This is a genomic window from Flavobacterium marginilacus, assembly GCF_026870155.1.
GTDB classification, from domain to species: Bacteria; Bacteroidota; Bacteroidia; order Flavobacteriales; family Flavobacteriaceae; genus Flavobacterium; species Flavobacterium marginilacus.
In genome coordinates this window covers 3,596,136-3,611,174 of record NZ_CP113975.1, presented here as the reverse complement: position 1 = coordinate 3,611,174, position 15,039 = coordinate 3,596,136, and the positions used below count along the sequence as shown (strand labels likewise).

Here is a 15,039-nt window from a genome sequence, read left to right as displayed (position 1 = left end):
TTCTTTTATGGGGTTAGAGACTAAACGCCAAATTGTGTCAAGTGGTGATCAATGTGTTTCCACATCAACTTGTTCCAATCTTTGTAAGTCATTTTTCCCCAAAAAGGATGATCCATAATTGTAATAGGTACAGGTTTTTCTGTAAAACGGCTAAAGTTTTTTATTAATTCGCTCTTTGCCTGTTCAAAATCATATTTTCCTGTAAAAATAAACTCTTTGGCAGTTGGACTGTTTTTGTTAAATCCAAAGTTAAAAGTACTCTTTTTAGACATTTTGCCCAAAAGTCTAATGAAAAAATTTACTTTTATATTCCTTTCGCCAAATGCTACTATAATAACTTCATTTGTGTGTTTAAGCATTTGATCAACGGACATTTTTCCCCATAATGGAGCAGTCTCTGGATTAAGAGTGTTGATTCTATCTATAATAGATTGATTGTCAATTTTGTCAAATATTGAATTCATATTATTTTGTAAACTTAAATATCACAAATATAATTTTTTTTTGTATGAATTGTATTAAAAAATTAACATTTTAAATACTATTTGTGATTAATGAAACGGAAATAGTTTTTTTTGTTATATTCGTATTTTAATGTAGAAAAAATATTAATTATGCAGATTCGCTATAGGTTGTTCTTTATCAGTTCGTTGTGTTTTGTTTTTTCACTTCAGGCTCAAAATAATGATATCAAAATGAAAAATCCTTTGTTGCAAAAAAGTACTTTACAATATCAGGCACCTGATTTTAGTAAAATAAAAGATGAAGATTTTAAACCCGCTTTTGACTATGGTTTGAAAATTAATGTTCAGGAGATTGAAACTATTGCAAATAATCCTGCAAAACCTACTTTTCAAAATACCGTTTTGGCATTAGAAACCAGTGGTGAAGTTTTGAACAGAGCAACAGGAATTTTTTATAATCTGACTGGTTCCAATACCAATTCGGCATTACAGGCAATTGAAGCTGAATATGCGCCAGTTTTCTCAGCACACACTGATAAAATTTATTTGAACAGTAAATTGTATAATCGTTTCAAAGCAATTGATTTGAATAAATTGAAAGGTGAGGATAAAAGACTGACTGAATATTACTTGCAACAATTTGAATTAAACGGAGCTAATTTATCTGACGCGAATAAAGAAAAGCTGAAGAAAATAAATGAAGAATTAGCGACTTTAAGCACTCTTTTCAGTAATAAATTACTACTGGCCCGAAAAAATGGAGCTGTTTTATTTGACAATGAAGCTGATTTAGACGGGCTAAGTGCCGCCGAAATTGAAGCTGCCAAGCAGAAAGCTAAAGAAGCAGGATACGAAAATAAATATTTAATAGGATTATTGAACACAACGCAGCAGCCTTTGCTGGTTAGTTTGAAAAACCGAGCAGCCAGAGAAAGAATATACAAATCATCCTGGTACCGTGCCGAAAAAAATGATGAAGGAGATACGCGTGAGGTACTCGAAAAAATAGCTAGACTGCGTTTGCAAAAAGCCAATTTGATGGGTAAAAAAAGTTTTGCTGAGTGGAAGTTACAAGATCAAATGGCAAAAACACCAGAACCAGCTATGGAACTGCTGGCCAAAATTGCAGCGCCGGCTGTAGCCAAAGCTAAAATAGAAGCACAGGAAATACAAGGTTTAATTGATGCTCAAAACGGCGGATTTAAACTGGAAGCCTGGGATTGGAACTTTTATGCTGAACAAGTTCGTAAAGCCAAATATGATTTGGACGAAAGTCAGATTAAACCATATTTTGAGCTGACAAGCGTATTAGAAAAAGGAGTGTTCTATGCGGCTAAACAAATGTATGGTATCAGTTTTAAGGAACGAAATGATTTGCCTGTATATAATCCAGATGTAAAAGTTTATGAAGTTTTTGATGACAAAGGAACTTCAATTGCCATATACTATTTAGATTTTTATACCCGTGACAATAAAAATGGAGGAGCTTGGATGAATAATCTGGTGAGTCAGTCGCATTATTTAAAACAAAAGCCAGTAATTGTAAACGTTTACAATTTCTCGAAACCAGTTGGCGGAAATCCATCTTTAATTAGTTTTGACGATGTGACTACTATGTTTCATGAATTTGGGCACACATTACACGGATTATTTGCTAATCAGGAATATGTTTCATTGTCAGGGACTTCGGTGCCGAGAGATTACGTAGAATTCCCATCTCAAATCAATGAGCATGCAGCGTTAGATCCAGCAGTTCTAAAAAACTATGCTGTTCATTACCAGACGAAACAGCCAATACCACAAGAATTAATTGATAAAATCAAGAAAGCAGAAACTTTTAATAAAGGCTATGATGTAACCGAAATTTTAGCGGCATCAACACTTGACATGGCTTGGCACAGTGTCGAAAAAGAATCTGATTTTAAACCAGCATTGGTTTTTGAGAAAGAAGCGTTAGAAAAATACGGTTTATTGGTTAATGAAGTGCCTACGCGCTATCATACTCCTTATTTTGCGCACATTTGGGGAGGCGGTTATTCCGCGGGTTATTATGCTTACACTTGGTCAAAAACTTTAGATTATAATGCATTCGACTGGATGCAGGCCAATGGAGGTATGACAAGAGAAAACTGCGAGCGCTTCAAAAAATACATTTTATCTGTTGGTAACAGTGTGGATTTAAATAAGGCGTTCAAAGATTTTATCGGTCATGATATGAAAACCGAACCCTATTTAAAAAATGCGGGACTATCAGCAGAGTAATTTATAAAACTCAATATATAAAAATGGCATTCGAAAGGATGTCATTTTTTTTGGAGTTATACCGAACAAAAATATAATATCGACCAATTTTTATAATTGGTTTTTTTATATTAAATTTGGATTATATTGTAAAAGTGACACTATGGCACATTCAAAAATTTTGACTATCAAGGAAACGGAAAAAGAAATTAAAAATTTGCTCAAACATTCTACTCCATTTATTGGTCAGCGTTTGAGAGTTTTGTTGATTTTAAAACAAAACGAAAAAACAGGAATTTCCAAACGTGAGGCTGCTAAATTAGCTATGGTCGATCCAAACAGCGTTCATAAATGGAGAACATTGTATATTAATGAAGGAATTGAGGGTTTGATGAAACATCAAAGAAAAGGTTTCAAGCCCTCTGTTTTCAATTCTGCTGAACACGATATGCTGGAAACAAAACTCAACGATCCCCAAAACGGGCTCCAAGGCTATGTTGAATTGAAAGATTGGATTGAAAAAGAAACGGGGAAAACCTTCAATTATAATACCTTACTTTATTACTGCATTAGAAATTTTAAATCAAGCGTAAAAATAGCCCGAAAAAGCCACGTTAAAAAAGATGAAAACCAAGGAATCTCTTTTAAAAAGACTTCGGAAGAATCTGCCAGGAAATAGCACTGAATGCTGTGGGGGATTTTAAATCTGTAAATCTATATTTTCAAGATGAATCCCGTTATGGATTATTCACTAGCAATGGCAAATCAGTTACTGCTATTGGTGTGAAACCAATTTGTACTTTTCAGCAAGTATTCAGATCAACTTGGCTTTCCGGAGCATTTTCTCCAATAACAGGAGATCATTTTCAATTAATACTTCCACACTGCAATGCGGATAATTTTCAAGTATTTCTAAACAACTTCTCAAAAGAAAATCCCAAAGAACTTAAAATAATGGTCTTGGATAATGGAAGATTTCATAAAGCTAAAAAATTAATTATTCCTGAAAACATTGTTCTTGTTTTTTTACCACCATATAGCCCAGAACTTAATCCCGCTGAAAAAATGTGGGCAAAATACAAACGACAGTTCTCTAATAAATTTTACAAGTCATTAGAGGACGTCGAAAATTTTATTACTGATGCAGTGAAAAATACAACTAAAAATGAGGTAATGAGTATCTGCGGGTATGGCTATGTGTTTTTAGATCAAATTTGGACTATATAATATGTGTGATTGGTATTAGTTGTTTTTCGTCAGTTTGCTTCGTTCAGATAATTGCTTACATAAAGAGTATCTGCAGATTTTTCTGTAAATGCAAACAGTAATTTCCATAACTTCGTTTTTTGCTGGCAGAAAATTAAATAGCGTATGTTTTTATTAATCAATTAAATAATAGTTTAAAATGAACAATGAAATAAGATTGGCATTAGTTAGGACGTTACCGTTTTTGATCGTTATTTGTGCTGTGATGATATTAATTAAACGCGGGAAATTCAAATCTGAAGAATTAGATCTTAGAAAACCTCAGTCGATCAAATACTTTCTAATTTGGACAATTGGGTTTCTGCTGTATTCATTGCTGGTGGAATTTTTGCTTTATTCATCATCAATTTTGGAAATAGATAAATGGAATCATTCACTGTCTTCATCACTTATCTTGATTCCAGGTGCTGTTATTCTTGCTCCTATAGCCGAAGAACTGCTGTTTAGAGGCTTTATCTTAAATTTATTGAACAAGAAAAAAATAAACAATCATCTTGCAGTTTTAATTCAGGCCTGCTTCTTTGTTCTTCTCCATAATTTCACGTATCAAAATACTCTGTCTTCGAATATCGGAATAGTGCAAAGTTTAGTTGATGCCATGTTATTTGGATATGCACGACAATATACAAAATCACTTTATACACCAATAACAATGCATATGACAGGCAATGCTATTGCGGTTATTGAGAGGTTTATATTTTAAAAAGAGTATCGAAATTCTTCTTTTAAAAGCTGTATAAAGTAAAATTTAATACATTAGCTAACTTGAAATTTGTGAAAAAATTGCACAGAGCTATTAGTTGGCGGTCAGTTGAAACCGAACTTACGAAGAAAAAAACGAAAGAAAATTATGAAACAGAAATTAACAAAAGGCGAAATAGAAGCTTCCGAGAGAACTCGTTTTTACAGAATATACAAAGATGAAGAGATAGAAAATATAATTAAGAAACTATATACTACAAGTGAAAGCGCATTGACTGATGATGAAAATTTGATGAATAAAATATTAATGACTCGAGATGAAAATTTTGTAAATTATAGTAGAATAAATCTTATTATGATGGAAAATTTGCTGAGTGGATTTATTTCACAAAATCCGATAAGCAAAACTAAATTATTAGTTTATCTTGAATCAATCAAAAATGCAATTCATAAAAAAGGATAAATGAAAAACCTTTTTCTCTTGTAGAAAATTGTAATACAATAAATAGATTTTAATTTTAGAAACTTGGAATATGAAAAACTAAATTATAAAAGTTTGAGTATGCTAACGGCAATTTGAAAAACAGAAACGTAAAAAATATAGGTTTGTAATAGTAATTTCGATTAAAAAACAACCGAACCGCCAACACTTGCTACAAGCGATTTGGGCATTTGGCTTAATTTAAAAATGGTCTTGTATTTGGGAAGTTTTGGCAAATCCGAAAATAAGGCTTAATTTAACCCCAAACCTCTTGTAGCAAGGGAACGTTAGTGGCAATGGTATCGAAGAATTGACAAGACTAAAAACCTATGAAAAAAGATCGCACTAATTTTTTTGAAAACGGCTGGAAACCAATAATTTTATGGATTATTTCCATTGGACTTTTGGTTTCCTCTGAAATATTAAAAAACCATTTATTTGGAAGTATTTGTTTTGCTTTATTTGGATTTAGTCTTTTAGTTCTATTGATTTCTGCAATATATCAGTTATTTCAAAAAAAATGGCTTAAAAGCTTTATAGCTTTTGTATTGTTTAGCGTAACAATATTTGCAGTTATAGTTTATACAGTTGCTATGTTTTGGATAGAGCAAGAAACGCCAGATACATGGGCGCACAACCTAAAAATACCAACAAATATAAAAATTGATAATCCTGCTGATATTAGTATTGATGAAAATAAACCAGATAGCTTAACAAATAGAATTGTAAAACAAACAGAGTTTCAATTATATAATTCATTTCAGCCAGGACTTTATGAATACGACTTTTGGATTGGAAAAATTGAAAGCGGAATTATATATTTAAAAGCATTTGAGATTACCCAGAATCTAGAGCTTTCTAGTGAAAGATTACGTGAAAGCAGTTCAATTAATGTTTATAATCCAACAGACAAAATAATGAAGTTTGGTACAAGTTCTCATTTTACAATTTATGAAGGCGACTGGGGCGACCCTTATGCCGGAAGATTTGAAGTTTGGTTTAAGCCTGACAATGGTGCGAAAGAACGAAAACTATATTCAAAGAATTATAAAATAGAAGGATGGATGAGATAACGAAAAACGAGCTACAGCCACCAACAGCTCCCACAACGGATTTGTAAAATCTGCTTAATAGAAAGTTGGTTTTGTATTTAGGAGATTTGGCAAATCCGAATAAAGGGTCTAATTTCGTCCCAAACCACTAGAGCAGGCGGGATATTATAATTTCCAAAACCCTTAATACATTTTTAATAAAATAAATGAAATTTACATTTTATATATTCACATTTTTATTGTTCAATCAATTGTATTCGCAGAAAATTATTGTGCAGACAATGTATAAAAGCATTCCGCCACAAGAGTTTTCGCTGGAGAATAACGAATTTGTTTTTGATTTAAAAGAAGGAACTCTGAATAAAAAAAACACTAAGGACAATATAGAAAACAAGTATTATATTGAGTTTAGAAAAGAATTTTACGATGAAAACAATAATTTTTATTTTGTAGAATATAAAACTGATTTTAAAAAGAATACTCACAATTCAGTTGATAAATCTGAAGTCGGCATTTTTACTATTATGTATGATAAAAAAGACGGAATCGTTTTGACTGTAATTTTAAACTTTATAAATGCAGACGGCGCCGCTTTATACTTGACCGAAAAAGGGGAAGAATCTCCAAAAGTCAAATCCCTTTTTGAATGATTTTAAGCATTTTCAACATTATTTTTCAAACGCAAAAAATAATCCCATCTGCTTTATTTAACGGACTTGCCTGTTTAAATCTTAAATAAAAGTTATTTTTATAATAGAGGATTTTTCTGTAGTAAAAATCAATTATATTTACTTTATAGTTTCTATATAATCAGTCAGTTAGATTTTATGGCCTGCTGGCACTAACGCTAAATATTTATAAGATGAAAAAAACAGTAATGTTGCTTTTTTTGGTGTGTTTTAATATGGGATTTTCGCAAATCGGGAAACTGTATTTGAAAAATTCAAAACTAATAATTGGAAAAGAAAACACTTATGTTTACGAACCGCCCAAAGGAACAGAAATTCCAGATGGAGCCAAAGTTAGAGTTATTTATAATGACAATTTTGATTTTACAGGCGACGGTGCTTTGTTAATTAAAAAAGCTGTTGGTTACGAATTTGCTCTTCAGGTTCCAGACTCAATTAAATATTTTGTAGCAGCAATCGTTGATGGGAAAAAAGTAGTTGAAAACAATAAAAATACTGGATATGATGTGTTTTTAAATTCGTCTCAAGCCGATATGGGAAAATGCTGGGCAGCAAAAATTGAGATTTTAAACTATGCAAGTAATTCATTGGCATCAAAACTGAATTTGAAACTCGAATCCAGTCCTGCAGGCATATTGTCAGAGTACAATAAAATGTTTGTAAAGTATCCCAAGATGAAAGAGGGTAAAAGTTATGAGAATTATTTATACATAAAAGAGGCTTCTAATAAAGAACAAACGAAAAATGAAATGCTGGCATTTGCCAAAAAATGCGAAAAAAAGAATTCTGAAGACTATTTGCTGGTTGCTGCGCGACTTTATTCGCGTCTTAAAATGACTGACGAAAACAAACTGCTGGAAGATAAAATAAAAGCAAAATATCCAAAAGGCAGTTTTGAATCCAGCAATTTCTTTTTTGATTTTGCGAACCATCCGGATAAAACAGAAACTTATATTTTGGAACGCTTGAATCTTTATACAAGTACATTTAGTAATATTCCTGTAATGTATAAAGATTATTTTTATACCAGTTTAATGAAAATATATTTAGACAATAAAGATTTTGAAAAACTGGATCAGTATGAAAAATTATTATCCAATAAAAATAAGGCGGCGGGACTTTATAATAATTATGCATGGGGATTATCCGGACAAGATTTTGTAACTCCTGCTAAAGATATTGAATCAGCCGAAAAAGCATCAAAAAGGTCACTGGACATAATAGCAGATCTTCAAAAAAAAGCTCCTTTTCCTGAAGATCTGCAGGGAACTCACGATATGTACGCAGATACTTATGCCCTAATATTATATAAGTTAAATAGGTTTGAAGAAGCTTTTCAATATCAGGATAAGATTTATCAAATGGGGGATTTTGGTCCAGATGGAAAAGAGCGTTATGCAGTTTACATGGAAAAAGTAAAAGGCTTAGAAGTTACTAAAAAATATATTGAGGACGAGCTTTCAAAAGGAACAAATTCAAGAGTGCTTCTTGCTCAATTGGAAGCTATATATGGAAAATTAAATCTGTCTTTGGATTCTTTTAAAGTTATTAAAGCAAAATCCATTGAAGCTGCAAATGCAAGTGCAAAAGCTGCTATTGTTAAGAAATACGGCAGTACTGACGCTATCAATTTCAGTTTGAAAAATCTGGAAGGAAAAGTAATTAATCTGTCCGATTTAAAAGGAAAAGTAGTAGTTCTGGATTTTTGGGCGACTTGGTGTGGTCCCTGTAAGGCTTCATTCCCTGCAATGCAGGAATTAGTGACCAAATACAAAGACAAGAACGTAGAATTTTTATTTGTGAATACATGGGAAAAAGGGAAGGAAAATGAAACTACTGAGAAAGTTACCAATTTTATTAATGATAAAAAATACAGTTTTAATGTAGTCTTTGATTATGACGATGCTATTACTGCAAAATATAAAATTGAGGGTATTCCAACTAAAATTTTAATTGACAAAAATGGAAGCGTAGTTACATTTGGTTCTTCTGAGGAAGATTTAATACATCTGATTGATGAGCAGTTAAGCATGTAGTTTTAATAACTACTGGCTAGCTCACAAAATTTCTATAAATAACTCAAAGGATGCAATAAAATGATCTTACGATTGTATGAATTGCAGTCTTTGAGTTATTTTTGCATAGAACGATAGCCAGACATAATGTTTAAGGCACATTTTAAACGATAAAATAAAAAGCAATGCAGAGTTTTGGAGCAAGCAAAGAATTTATAAAAGATGATGAATTCGATTGGGAAGTTGTTGGAGAAGGCATAAAACGCAAAATAATGGGATATGATGATTCTATTATGATGGTCAATGTTCTTTTTGAAAAAGGAGCTGTTGGAACACTGCATGAGCATTACCATTCGCAGGTTACTAATGTTGCCAAAGGTGCATTTGAAGTAACCATTAACGGTAGTACAAAAGTGATGAAAGAAGGGGATTGTTTTTATATTCCGCCTCATGTGATTCACGGCGTACTCTGCCTTGAAGATGGTCTGCTGATTGATGTTTTCAGTCCTATCAGAGAAGATTTTATGCAGAAAAAAGCATATTAATAGAGAATTCTGAAAATTTACAAATCGTCAGCTCTAATTATTTTTGTAAATTTGCACCTCAATAAAAAATAAACACAATGGAAAACGGAATATACGCTAAATTCAATACCGCAAAAGGAACGATTTTAGTAAAATTAACACACGATTTGACACCAGGAACTGTAGGTAATTTTGTTGCTCTTGCTGAAGGGAACATGGAAAACAAAGTAAAACCGCAAGGGCAGAAATTCTATGATGGTTTAAATTTCCATAGAGTGATTCCTGATTTTATGATTCAGGGAGGATGTCCAAAAGGAACTGGAACAGGTGATCCAGGTTATAAATTTGATGATGAGTTTCATCCTTCTTTGAAACACGATAAACCAGGAGTGCTTTCTATGGCTAATTCTGGTCCAGGATCTAATGGTTCTCAATTTTTCATCACACATGTGCCAACTTCTTGGTTAGATAATAAACACACTGTTTTTGGGCATGTGGTAGAAGGACAAGATGTAGTTGATGCTGTTGCTCAAGGTGATTCATTGGACACATTAGAAATTATCAGAGTTGGAGAAGAAGCTGAAAAATGGAACGCAATTGAAGCTTTTATTGGTTTAAAAGGGGCCCGCATGAAAAGAGAAGCTGCTGCAAAAGCAGAATCTGAAGCGAAAATGGAAGCATTGGCTGCAGGTTTTGAAAAAACAGAGAGCGGTCTGCGTTACCAATTTATCCAAAGAGGTTCTGGTAAAAAAGCAGAAAATGGTAAAACGGTTTCTGTACATTATACAGGACAATTACCAGATGGAAAAGTTTTCGATTCTTCTTACCCAAGAAAAAAACCAATCGAATTCCCATTAGGAAGAGGAAACGTTATCGAAGGATGGGACGAAGGTATTGCTTTACTGCAAGTGGGTGACAAAGCCCGTTTCGTAATCCCTTCTGACTTAGGCTACGGACCAGCAGGAGCAGGCGGTGTTATTCCTCCAAATGCTATCCTGATTTTCGATGTAGAATTGATGGACGTTAAATAATTATTAGTTATTAATTGTTAATGATTATTTTAGAATAAATAGAGAATCCCAAAATAATTACAGTTTTGGGATTTTTCTTTTAATGTGGTTAAGACTCTAAGTTTCTAAGTCAGAAAAAGAAAAAACTTAGTATCTTAGAATCCATAAACTTTAAGGAAAATGGATTTATCTTGGTCAGAATTTGAAAGAGTAGAAATGCGGGTAGGAACAATACTCGAAGTCAATGATTTTCCTGAAGCCCGAAAACCTGCTTTTCAGCTCACAATTGATTTTGGAACCGTTATTGGAATACGAAAAACATCGGCGCAAATAACTAAACGATATTCCAAAGAAGTTTTAGCAGGAAGACAGATTGTGGCTGTAATCAATTTTCCTAAAAAACAGATTGGAAAGTTCATGAGCGAGTGTTTAGTGCTTGGTGCCGTAGGTGAGGAGGGAGATGTGATTCTGCTGGCTCCTGATTTCAAAATTGAAAACGGACTGCGGATCGGTTAGTTTATTCCAGTTTTTTTATTAATTCGATATTACCGTTTATCCTTACTTCTTCGCCAATTAAAACACCGCCGGTTTCCAGAGCTGTATTCCATGATAAACCATAATCTTTACGATTTATAATTCCTTTAAATTTAAGCCCTGCTTTTGTGTTTCCCCAAGGATCTATATTGCTGCCTCCGTAGTCTAAATGTAAAATTGTTGGTTTTGTAATTTCTTTGATGGTCAGTCTGCCGATTATTTCAAATGACGCTTCACCGATTCTTTTAAATTTAGTAGAATAGAAAGAGATTTTTGGAAATTTTTCGGCATCAAAGAAGTCTGCACTTTTTAAATGAGCATCTCTGTTTTTGCTATTGGTATTGATGGAATTTATAGCAGCAGAAAAAGAAAATACAGCATTTTCAAAATCTTCTTCCGCTTCGGCAGTTCCTTTAATTTCATCAAAACGACCGGTTATGGAAGCGATTTCAAGGTGTTTTATTTTGAACATAACCTCCGAATGTGAAGGATCTATTTCCCATTTCATATTTTCTATGGTATTGTTTTTTGAACTTTGGTAATCTTTAAGGGTGTCAATTTGAGGTATCATCGTATTGTAATTTAGAGTTGTTTTTATCTGTTGATTATCCGTTATTCTTTTCATAACGGCTCATTACAAGCCCATTCGAAAAGACATTTGTCTGAATGTGTTTAAAAGTAATATCATGGTTTAGCCAGCCAAATAGCGGAATGCCTTCACCTATAAGAACGGGTACTCTGCTAATTATAAGTTCATCGAGTAAATTTTCTTTCAGAAAGCTTTGTATTACTTTCCCGCCGTCTATATAAATGTTAGCATATCCTTTTTGCGAAAGATAGAGCAGTAACTCTTTTGGTGGCATCAAAAGAACGGTGGCTTTTTCTTTTAGACTTTCAGGTATGTGTTTAATCTGGGAGCTCAATACAAAAACTTTTTGCTGATAGAACCAATCGGGAAAAGTGAGTATTTTTTCGAAAGTGCCTCTGCCAATTACAATAGCGTCAATTTTACTGATGAATTCGGTATAGCTTTGGCTGGTTTCTGGACTGTCGAATTGAATTAACCAATCGATTTCTCCCTCTTTTCGCGCAATAAAACCATCAAGGCTGGTTCCTATGTATGCGTGCGTTTTCATGTGAGGACTAAAAAATGCTGTTGCAGTTCAATTTTTTCCAGTCCTTCTCGATGGTGCTAAATGGCAAAAGGGAAATTATAAATATTCTTACCAAGATGATGGATGCATATTTTTTCATGATTTTTTCTTTAATAGTGAGAATAAAAATGATACATAAAGGTAATAATTTTAAACTCATTTTAAAGTGATTTTTATCATGTAATTAATTGTTATGTAGTGTATTATGTTTTTTTAAGAAAATATGATTCCGCGTCTTATGACTGAAGAAAACAGGATCGTTTTTCTGGCGGGATAATTTTAAATATGTAAAACAGATTAAAAAAGGCAGTTCTATTTAAAATAAAACCGCCTTTTATATGAAATTTATTCTTTGTTCTTTATTTCTCGATAGGAAGATCACTGATGCCCCATTCAGTCCAGGAACCATCGTAAACGGCTTTTGGATTGTCCGAAATCAATTCGCAGGCTAGCAAAACAATGCAGGCGGTAATTCCGGAACCGCAGGTAAAATATAATGGCTGGCTGTCCAGTTTTAGGATTTCCTTCAATTCTTCATTTGATTTGAATTTTCCGTTTTGCTGCAGTTCGGTGAACGGAACGCTGATGGAACCGGGAATATGTCCGCTTCTCAATCCGGCTCTCGGTTCTTCGTGAGTGGCGTGAAATCGGTCAGCTGATCTTGCGTCCATGAGAACGGCTTCTTTAGTGGAGATGTTTTCCAGTATCTGTTCTTTGTTTTTGATTAATTCTGGCTGGAATTTGGCGGTAAAATTCCCTTTCGGATAATTTATCTGATTTTGTTTTTCGGTTGGAAACCCTTCTTTAATCCATTCTGGAAGTCCGCCATCCAAAACAAAAACTTTTGAATGTCCCATCGCTTTGAACATCCACCAGGCTCTGGGACTGGAATAAATTCCTAAAGTGTCATAAACTACAATTGTGCTGTCGGAGCTGATGCCTAATTTTTGGCTTTCAGCAGTGAATTGCTCTTCCGAAGGGAAAGTATTTGGCAGGGGATTACTGGTGTTGCTGAAATTATTTTTGATATCAAATAAACGAGCGCCCTTTATCTGTAGATTGGGATTTTGGTTTTCTAAATTTGATTGATTCTGTTCTAATCTTGCTTCAAGTATAATTAGATCAGTATCGTTTAAATGTTCTTGAAGCCAAGCTGCGGAAACTATAGGGTTAGTCATTTTAAAAGTTTTTTGTGCTTATGTTATAGAATAAACGGTATTAATTTTTAAACATATAAGTCATGTAAGTTAAAAGCAGGTAGTTTGTCAAAAGAGTGATTAATACCATTTATGAATATAAAACAGTCTTTTTGTTTTTTCCTCACCCTAGCCCTCTCCCAAGGAGAGGGGATAAAAATTAGATTATTTTATATTCATAAATGGTATAAAAGGGAATATAAGCTAAAAAAAATCTATGCAGGTTTAAGCGGCTTTGCTTAAATGAACTTTTGATTTTACTTGATTTTTTTAAATTAAAAACTTATATGACTTATATGTTTCAAAAATGTATTTGACGAAATAATGTTATTTGTAGAATTAAGTGATTTTTTTGATTAACTGCTGTAAATAATTCTGGCCTTCTTCCCAATATTCGAGATTGGAATCGGAGTTGATGTGTCCCAGCTGACCGATATTTATGAAATCACTTCCCCAATGAGCTGCTAATTCTTTGGTTCTTTCTAGTGACATGTAAGTATCGTTTTCGGTTCCAATAACCAGCGTAGGAAAAGACACGGTCTGCGTTGGAATAGGAGAGAAGTGTCTCAGAAAATCTGGTGTGTGTGCAGGAGAATCCACGTCGGCGGGGGCAACGAGCATAGCACCTATGATATTTGGACTGCTGTTTTGGGCTGCCCAATGCATTATTAAGGAAACGGCAAGGCTGTGTGCAACTAAAATTGTTGGTTCATTTATTTTTTTAATAGTTTCGTTAAGTCTTGCGAGCCATTCGCTGAGCTGCGGTTCGTCCCAATTGTCCTGAATGACTTTGGTTGAATTGTTGAATTTTTGTAACCAATAACTCTGCCAGTGTTTTTCGTCCGAATCACCGAGTCCTGGAATGATTAATAAGTGTGGGGTCATTTTATTTCTTTTTTAATGCTGTAATTCTTTTGATTTCCTGTACAACTAATGGGAAAGCCGGTTCCGTCATATTGTGGCCGTAGCCTTGTAACTCGTATAAAGCGGTTTGCGTATGTCCGGCAATTTTCATCATTCGTGCCATATAGGCGTTTTCTTCGTAGCGGCCCAGCATTTCCTTATCTCTGTCACCTGTGATTAGTAATAAAGGCGGAGCATCGGCACGAACGTGATATAAGGGAGCGAATTCATCGATTATGGGCTGTGTTTCAGGAATGCCTCTTTCTTTTCGAATTTCAAAATGACTGATAGTCTGAGCACTCAGCGGAATCAATCCTGCTATGGAATTGGCGTCTATGTCATAAGTCTTCAGCCATTTTTTGTCCAGCCCCACCATCAACGTCAAAAAGGCACCGGCCGAGTGTCCTGAAACCAGAATTAAGGAACTGTCACCGCCATAAGACGCTATGTTTTTGAATGTCCAGGCTATGGCAGCTGCGGTATCCTCAATACATTTTTGTGTTTTTACTTTTGGCGATAATCGATAGTTTACAGAAACTACACAAAATCCTTTGTCTTTTAATCCTTCCGGAAGTTCTTTACTGCCTGAAGTTAAACCGCCGCCATGAAACCAAATCACGGTGGTAAATCCTTTGACATTTTTTGGGTAATAGATATCGAGTACACAGCGCTCTTTTATATATGAATCTGTTTTGGAAACAGCTTCACTGTAATAGGGAATACTGGTAACAGTAGTGTATTCTGTTTTTTGGGCGGTGATTATTGTTATTGTGAATAACAGTAATGCTGAAAGAATAAATCTTTTCAT

The 15,039-nt window shown here is 33.8% G+C and carries 17 protein-coding genes; 11 read left to right on the top strand and 6 right to left on the bottom strand.

Annotated features, from left to right (window positions below; translation table 11 throughout):
• Positions 1–20 precede the first annotated feature (20 nt).
• Positions 21–464 (bottom strand): DUF1569 domain-containing protein, encoded by a 444-nt coding sequence (locus OZP07_RS14865; protein WP_281635711.1) that lies wholly within the window; start codon positions 462–464, stop codon positions 21–23.
• A gap of 150 nt (positions 465–614) precedes the next feature.
• On the opposite strand from OZP07_RS14865, the gene OZP07_RS14860 reads away from it, so the two are divergent.
• From OZP07_RS14860 to OZP07_RS14810, 11 genes are all read left to right on the top strand, one after another.
• Positions 615–2,726, top strand: a complete 2,112-nt coding sequence (locus OZP07_RS14860) for a M3 family metallopeptidase (RefSeq protein ID WP_432419537.1) — start codon at positions 615–617, stop codon at positions 2,724–2,726.
• Between the two features lie 142 nt (positions 2,727–2,868).
• Positions 2,869–3,384, top strand: coding sequence for a helix-turn-helix domain-containing protein (locus tag OZP07_RS14855; protein ID WP_281635709.1), 516 nt, complete (start codon positions 2,869–2,871; stop codon positions 3,382–3,384).
• A gap of 11 nt (positions 3,385–3,395) precedes the next feature.
• Positions 3,396–3,932, top strand: coding sequence for an IS630 family transposase (locus OZP07_RS14850; protein ID WP_281635708.1), 537 nt, complete (start codon positions 3,396–3,398; stop codon positions 3,930–3,932).
• 178 nt (positions 3,933–4,110) lie between these two features.
• Positions 4,111–4,674, top strand: coding sequence for a CPBP family intramembrane glutamic endopeptidase (locus OZP07_RS14845; RefSeq protein ID WP_281635707.1), 564 nt, complete (start codon positions 4,111–4,113; stop codon positions 4,672–4,674).
• A gap of 147 nt (positions 4,675–4,821) precedes the next feature.
• A complete protein-coding gene (locus OZP07_RS14840; protein ID WP_281635706.1) occupies positions 4,822–5,136 on the top strand; it encodes a hypothetical protein in 315 nt (104 codons plus the stop codon).
• 347 nt (positions 5,137–5,483) lie between these two features.
• Positions 5,484–6,227: a hypothetical protein gene (locus tag OZP07_RS14835; RefSeq protein WP_281635705.1), complete on the top strand. Its 744-nt coding sequence runs from the start codon at positions 5,484–5,486 to the stop codon at positions 6,225–6,227.
• Between the two features lie 185 nt (positions 6,228–6,412).
• On the top strand, positions 6,413–6,856 hold the full coding sequence (locus OZP07_RS14830; RefSeq protein WP_281635704.1) for a hypothetical protein: 444 nt from the start codon (positions 6,413–6,415) through the stop codon (positions 6,854–6,856).
• A gap of 212 nt (positions 6,857–7,068) precedes the next feature.
• On the top strand, positions 7,069–8,931 hold the full coding sequence (locus OZP07_RS14825) for a TlpA disulfide reductase family protein (protein ID WP_281635703.1): 1,863 nt from the start codon (positions 7,069–7,071) through the stop codon (positions 8,929–8,931).
• Between the two features lie 164 nt (positions 8,932–9,095).
• Positions 9,096–9,455, top strand: coding sequence for a cupin domain-containing protein (locus OZP07_RS14820; RefSeq protein WP_281635702.1), 360 nt, complete (start codon positions 9,096–9,098; stop codon positions 9,453–9,455).
• Between the two features lie 77 nt (positions 9,456–9,532).
• Positions 9,533–10,465, top strand: coding sequence for a peptidylprolyl isomerase (locus tag OZP07_RS14815; protein ID WP_194639491.1), 933 nt, complete (start codon positions 9,533–9,535; stop codon positions 10,463–10,465).
• Positions 10,466–10,624: 159 nt separating this feature from the next.
• Entirely contained in the window at positions 10,625–10,960 is a 336-nt protein-coding gene (locus OZP07_RS14810; RefSeq protein WP_194639489.1) for a tRNA-binding protein, read from the top strand.
• Between the two features lies 1 nt (position 10,961).
• Here OZP07_RS14810 and OZP07_RS14805 read toward each other — a convergent pair whose 3' ends face one another.
• From OZP07_RS14805 to OZP07_RS14785, 5 genes are all read right to left on the bottom strand, one after another.
• Positions 10,962–11,603, bottom strand: coding sequence for a YceI family protein (locus tag OZP07_RS14805; protein WP_228520768.1), 642 nt, complete (start codon positions 11,601–11,603; stop codon positions 10,962–10,964).
• Positions 11,584–12,114: a dihydrofolate reductase family protein gene (locus tag OZP07_RS14800; RefSeq protein WP_281635701.1), complete on the bottom strand. Its 531-nt coding sequence runs from the start codon at positions 12,112–12,114 to the stop codon at positions 11,584–11,586. Before OZP07_RS14800 ends, OZP07_RS14805 begins: the two co-directional genes overlap by 20 nt.
• A gap of 377 nt (positions 12,115–12,491) precedes the next feature.
• Complete coding sequence (locus tag OZP07_RS14795) at positions 12,492–13,310, bottom strand: sulfurtransferase (RefSeq protein WP_281635700.1); 819 nt, start codon at positions 13,308–13,310, stop codon at positions 12,492–12,494.
• A 357-nt stretch (positions 13,311–13,667) separates the two neighbouring features.
• Complete coding sequence (locus tag OZP07_RS14790; protein ID WP_281635699.1) at positions 13,668–14,213, bottom strand: RBBP9/YdeN family alpha/beta hydrolase; 546 nt, start codon at positions 14,211–14,213, stop codon at positions 13,668–13,670.
• Between the two features lies 1 nt (position 14,214).
• Entirely contained in the window at positions 14,215–15,039 is an 825-nt protein-coding gene (locus tag OZP07_RS14785; protein ID WP_281635698.1) for an alpha/beta hydrolase, read from the bottom strand.

What these genes read in the sequence shown, in the direction of transcription:
- OZP07_RS14865 (WP_281635711.1), bottom strand. Translation starts at nt 464, where the DNA reads ATGAATTCAATATTTGACAAAATTGACAATCAATCTATTATAGATAGA.
- OZP07_RS14860 (WP_432419537.1), top strand. Translation starts at nt 615, where the DNA reads ATGCAGATTCGCTATAGGTTGTTCTTTATCAGTTCGTTGTGTTTTGTT.
- OZP07_RS14855 (WP_281635709.1), top strand. Translation starts at nt 2,869, where the DNA reads ATGGCACATTCAAAAATTTTGACTATCAAGGAAACGGAAAAAGAAATT.
- OZP07_RS14845 (WP_281635707.1), top strand. Translation starts at nt 4,111, where the DNA reads ATGAACAATGAAATAAGATTGGCATTAGTTAGGACGTTACCGTTTTTG.
- OZP07_RS14840 (WP_281635706.1), top strand. Translation starts at nt 4,822, where the DNA reads ATGAAACAGAAATTAACAAAAGGCGAAATAGAAGCTTCCGAGAGAACT.
- OZP07_RS14835 (WP_281635705.1), top strand. Translation starts at nt 5,484, where the DNA reads ATGAAAAAAGATCGCACTAATTTTTTTGAAAACGGCTGGAAACCAATA.
- OZP07_RS14830 (WP_281635704.1), top strand. Translation starts at nt 6,413, where the DNA reads ATGAAATTTACATTTTATATATTCACATTTTTATTGTTCAATCAATTG.
- OZP07_RS14825 (WP_281635703.1), top strand. Translation starts at nt 7,069, where the DNA reads ATGAAAAAAACAGTAATGTTGCTTTTTTTGGTGTGTTTTAATATGGGA.
- OZP07_RS14820 (WP_281635702.1), top strand. Translation starts at nt 9,096, where the DNA reads ATGCAGAGTTTTGGAGCAAGCAAAGAATTTATAAAAGATGATGAATTC.
- OZP07_RS14815 (WP_194639491.1), top strand. Translation starts at nt 9,533, where the DNA reads ATGGAAAACGGAATATACGCTAAATTCAATACCGCAAAAGGAACGATT.
- OZP07_RS14810 (WP_194639489.1), top strand. Translation starts at nt 10,625, where the DNA reads ATGGATTTATCTTGGTCAGAATTTGAAAGAGTAGAAATGCGGGTAGGA.
- OZP07_RS14805 (WP_228520768.1), bottom strand. Translation starts at nt 11,603, where the DNA reads ATGAAAAGAATAACGGATAATCAACAGATAAAAACAACTCTAAATTAC.
- OZP07_RS14800 (WP_281635701.1), bottom strand. Translation starts at nt 12,114, where the DNA reads ATGAAAACGCACGCATACATAGGAACCAGCCTTGATGGTTTTATTGCG.
- OZP07_RS14795 (WP_281635700.1), bottom strand. Translation starts at nt 13,310, where the DNA reads ATGACTAACCCTATAGTTTCCGCAGCTTGGCTTCAAGAACATTTAAAC.
- OZP07_RS14790 (WP_281635699.1), bottom strand. Translation starts at nt 14,213, where the DNA reads ATGACCCCACACTTATTAATCATTCCAGGACTCGGTGATTCGGACGAA.
- OZP07_RS14785 (WP_281635698.1), bottom strand. Translation starts at nt 15,039, where the DNA reads ATGAAAAGATTTATTCTTTCAGCATTACTGTTATTCACAATAACAATA.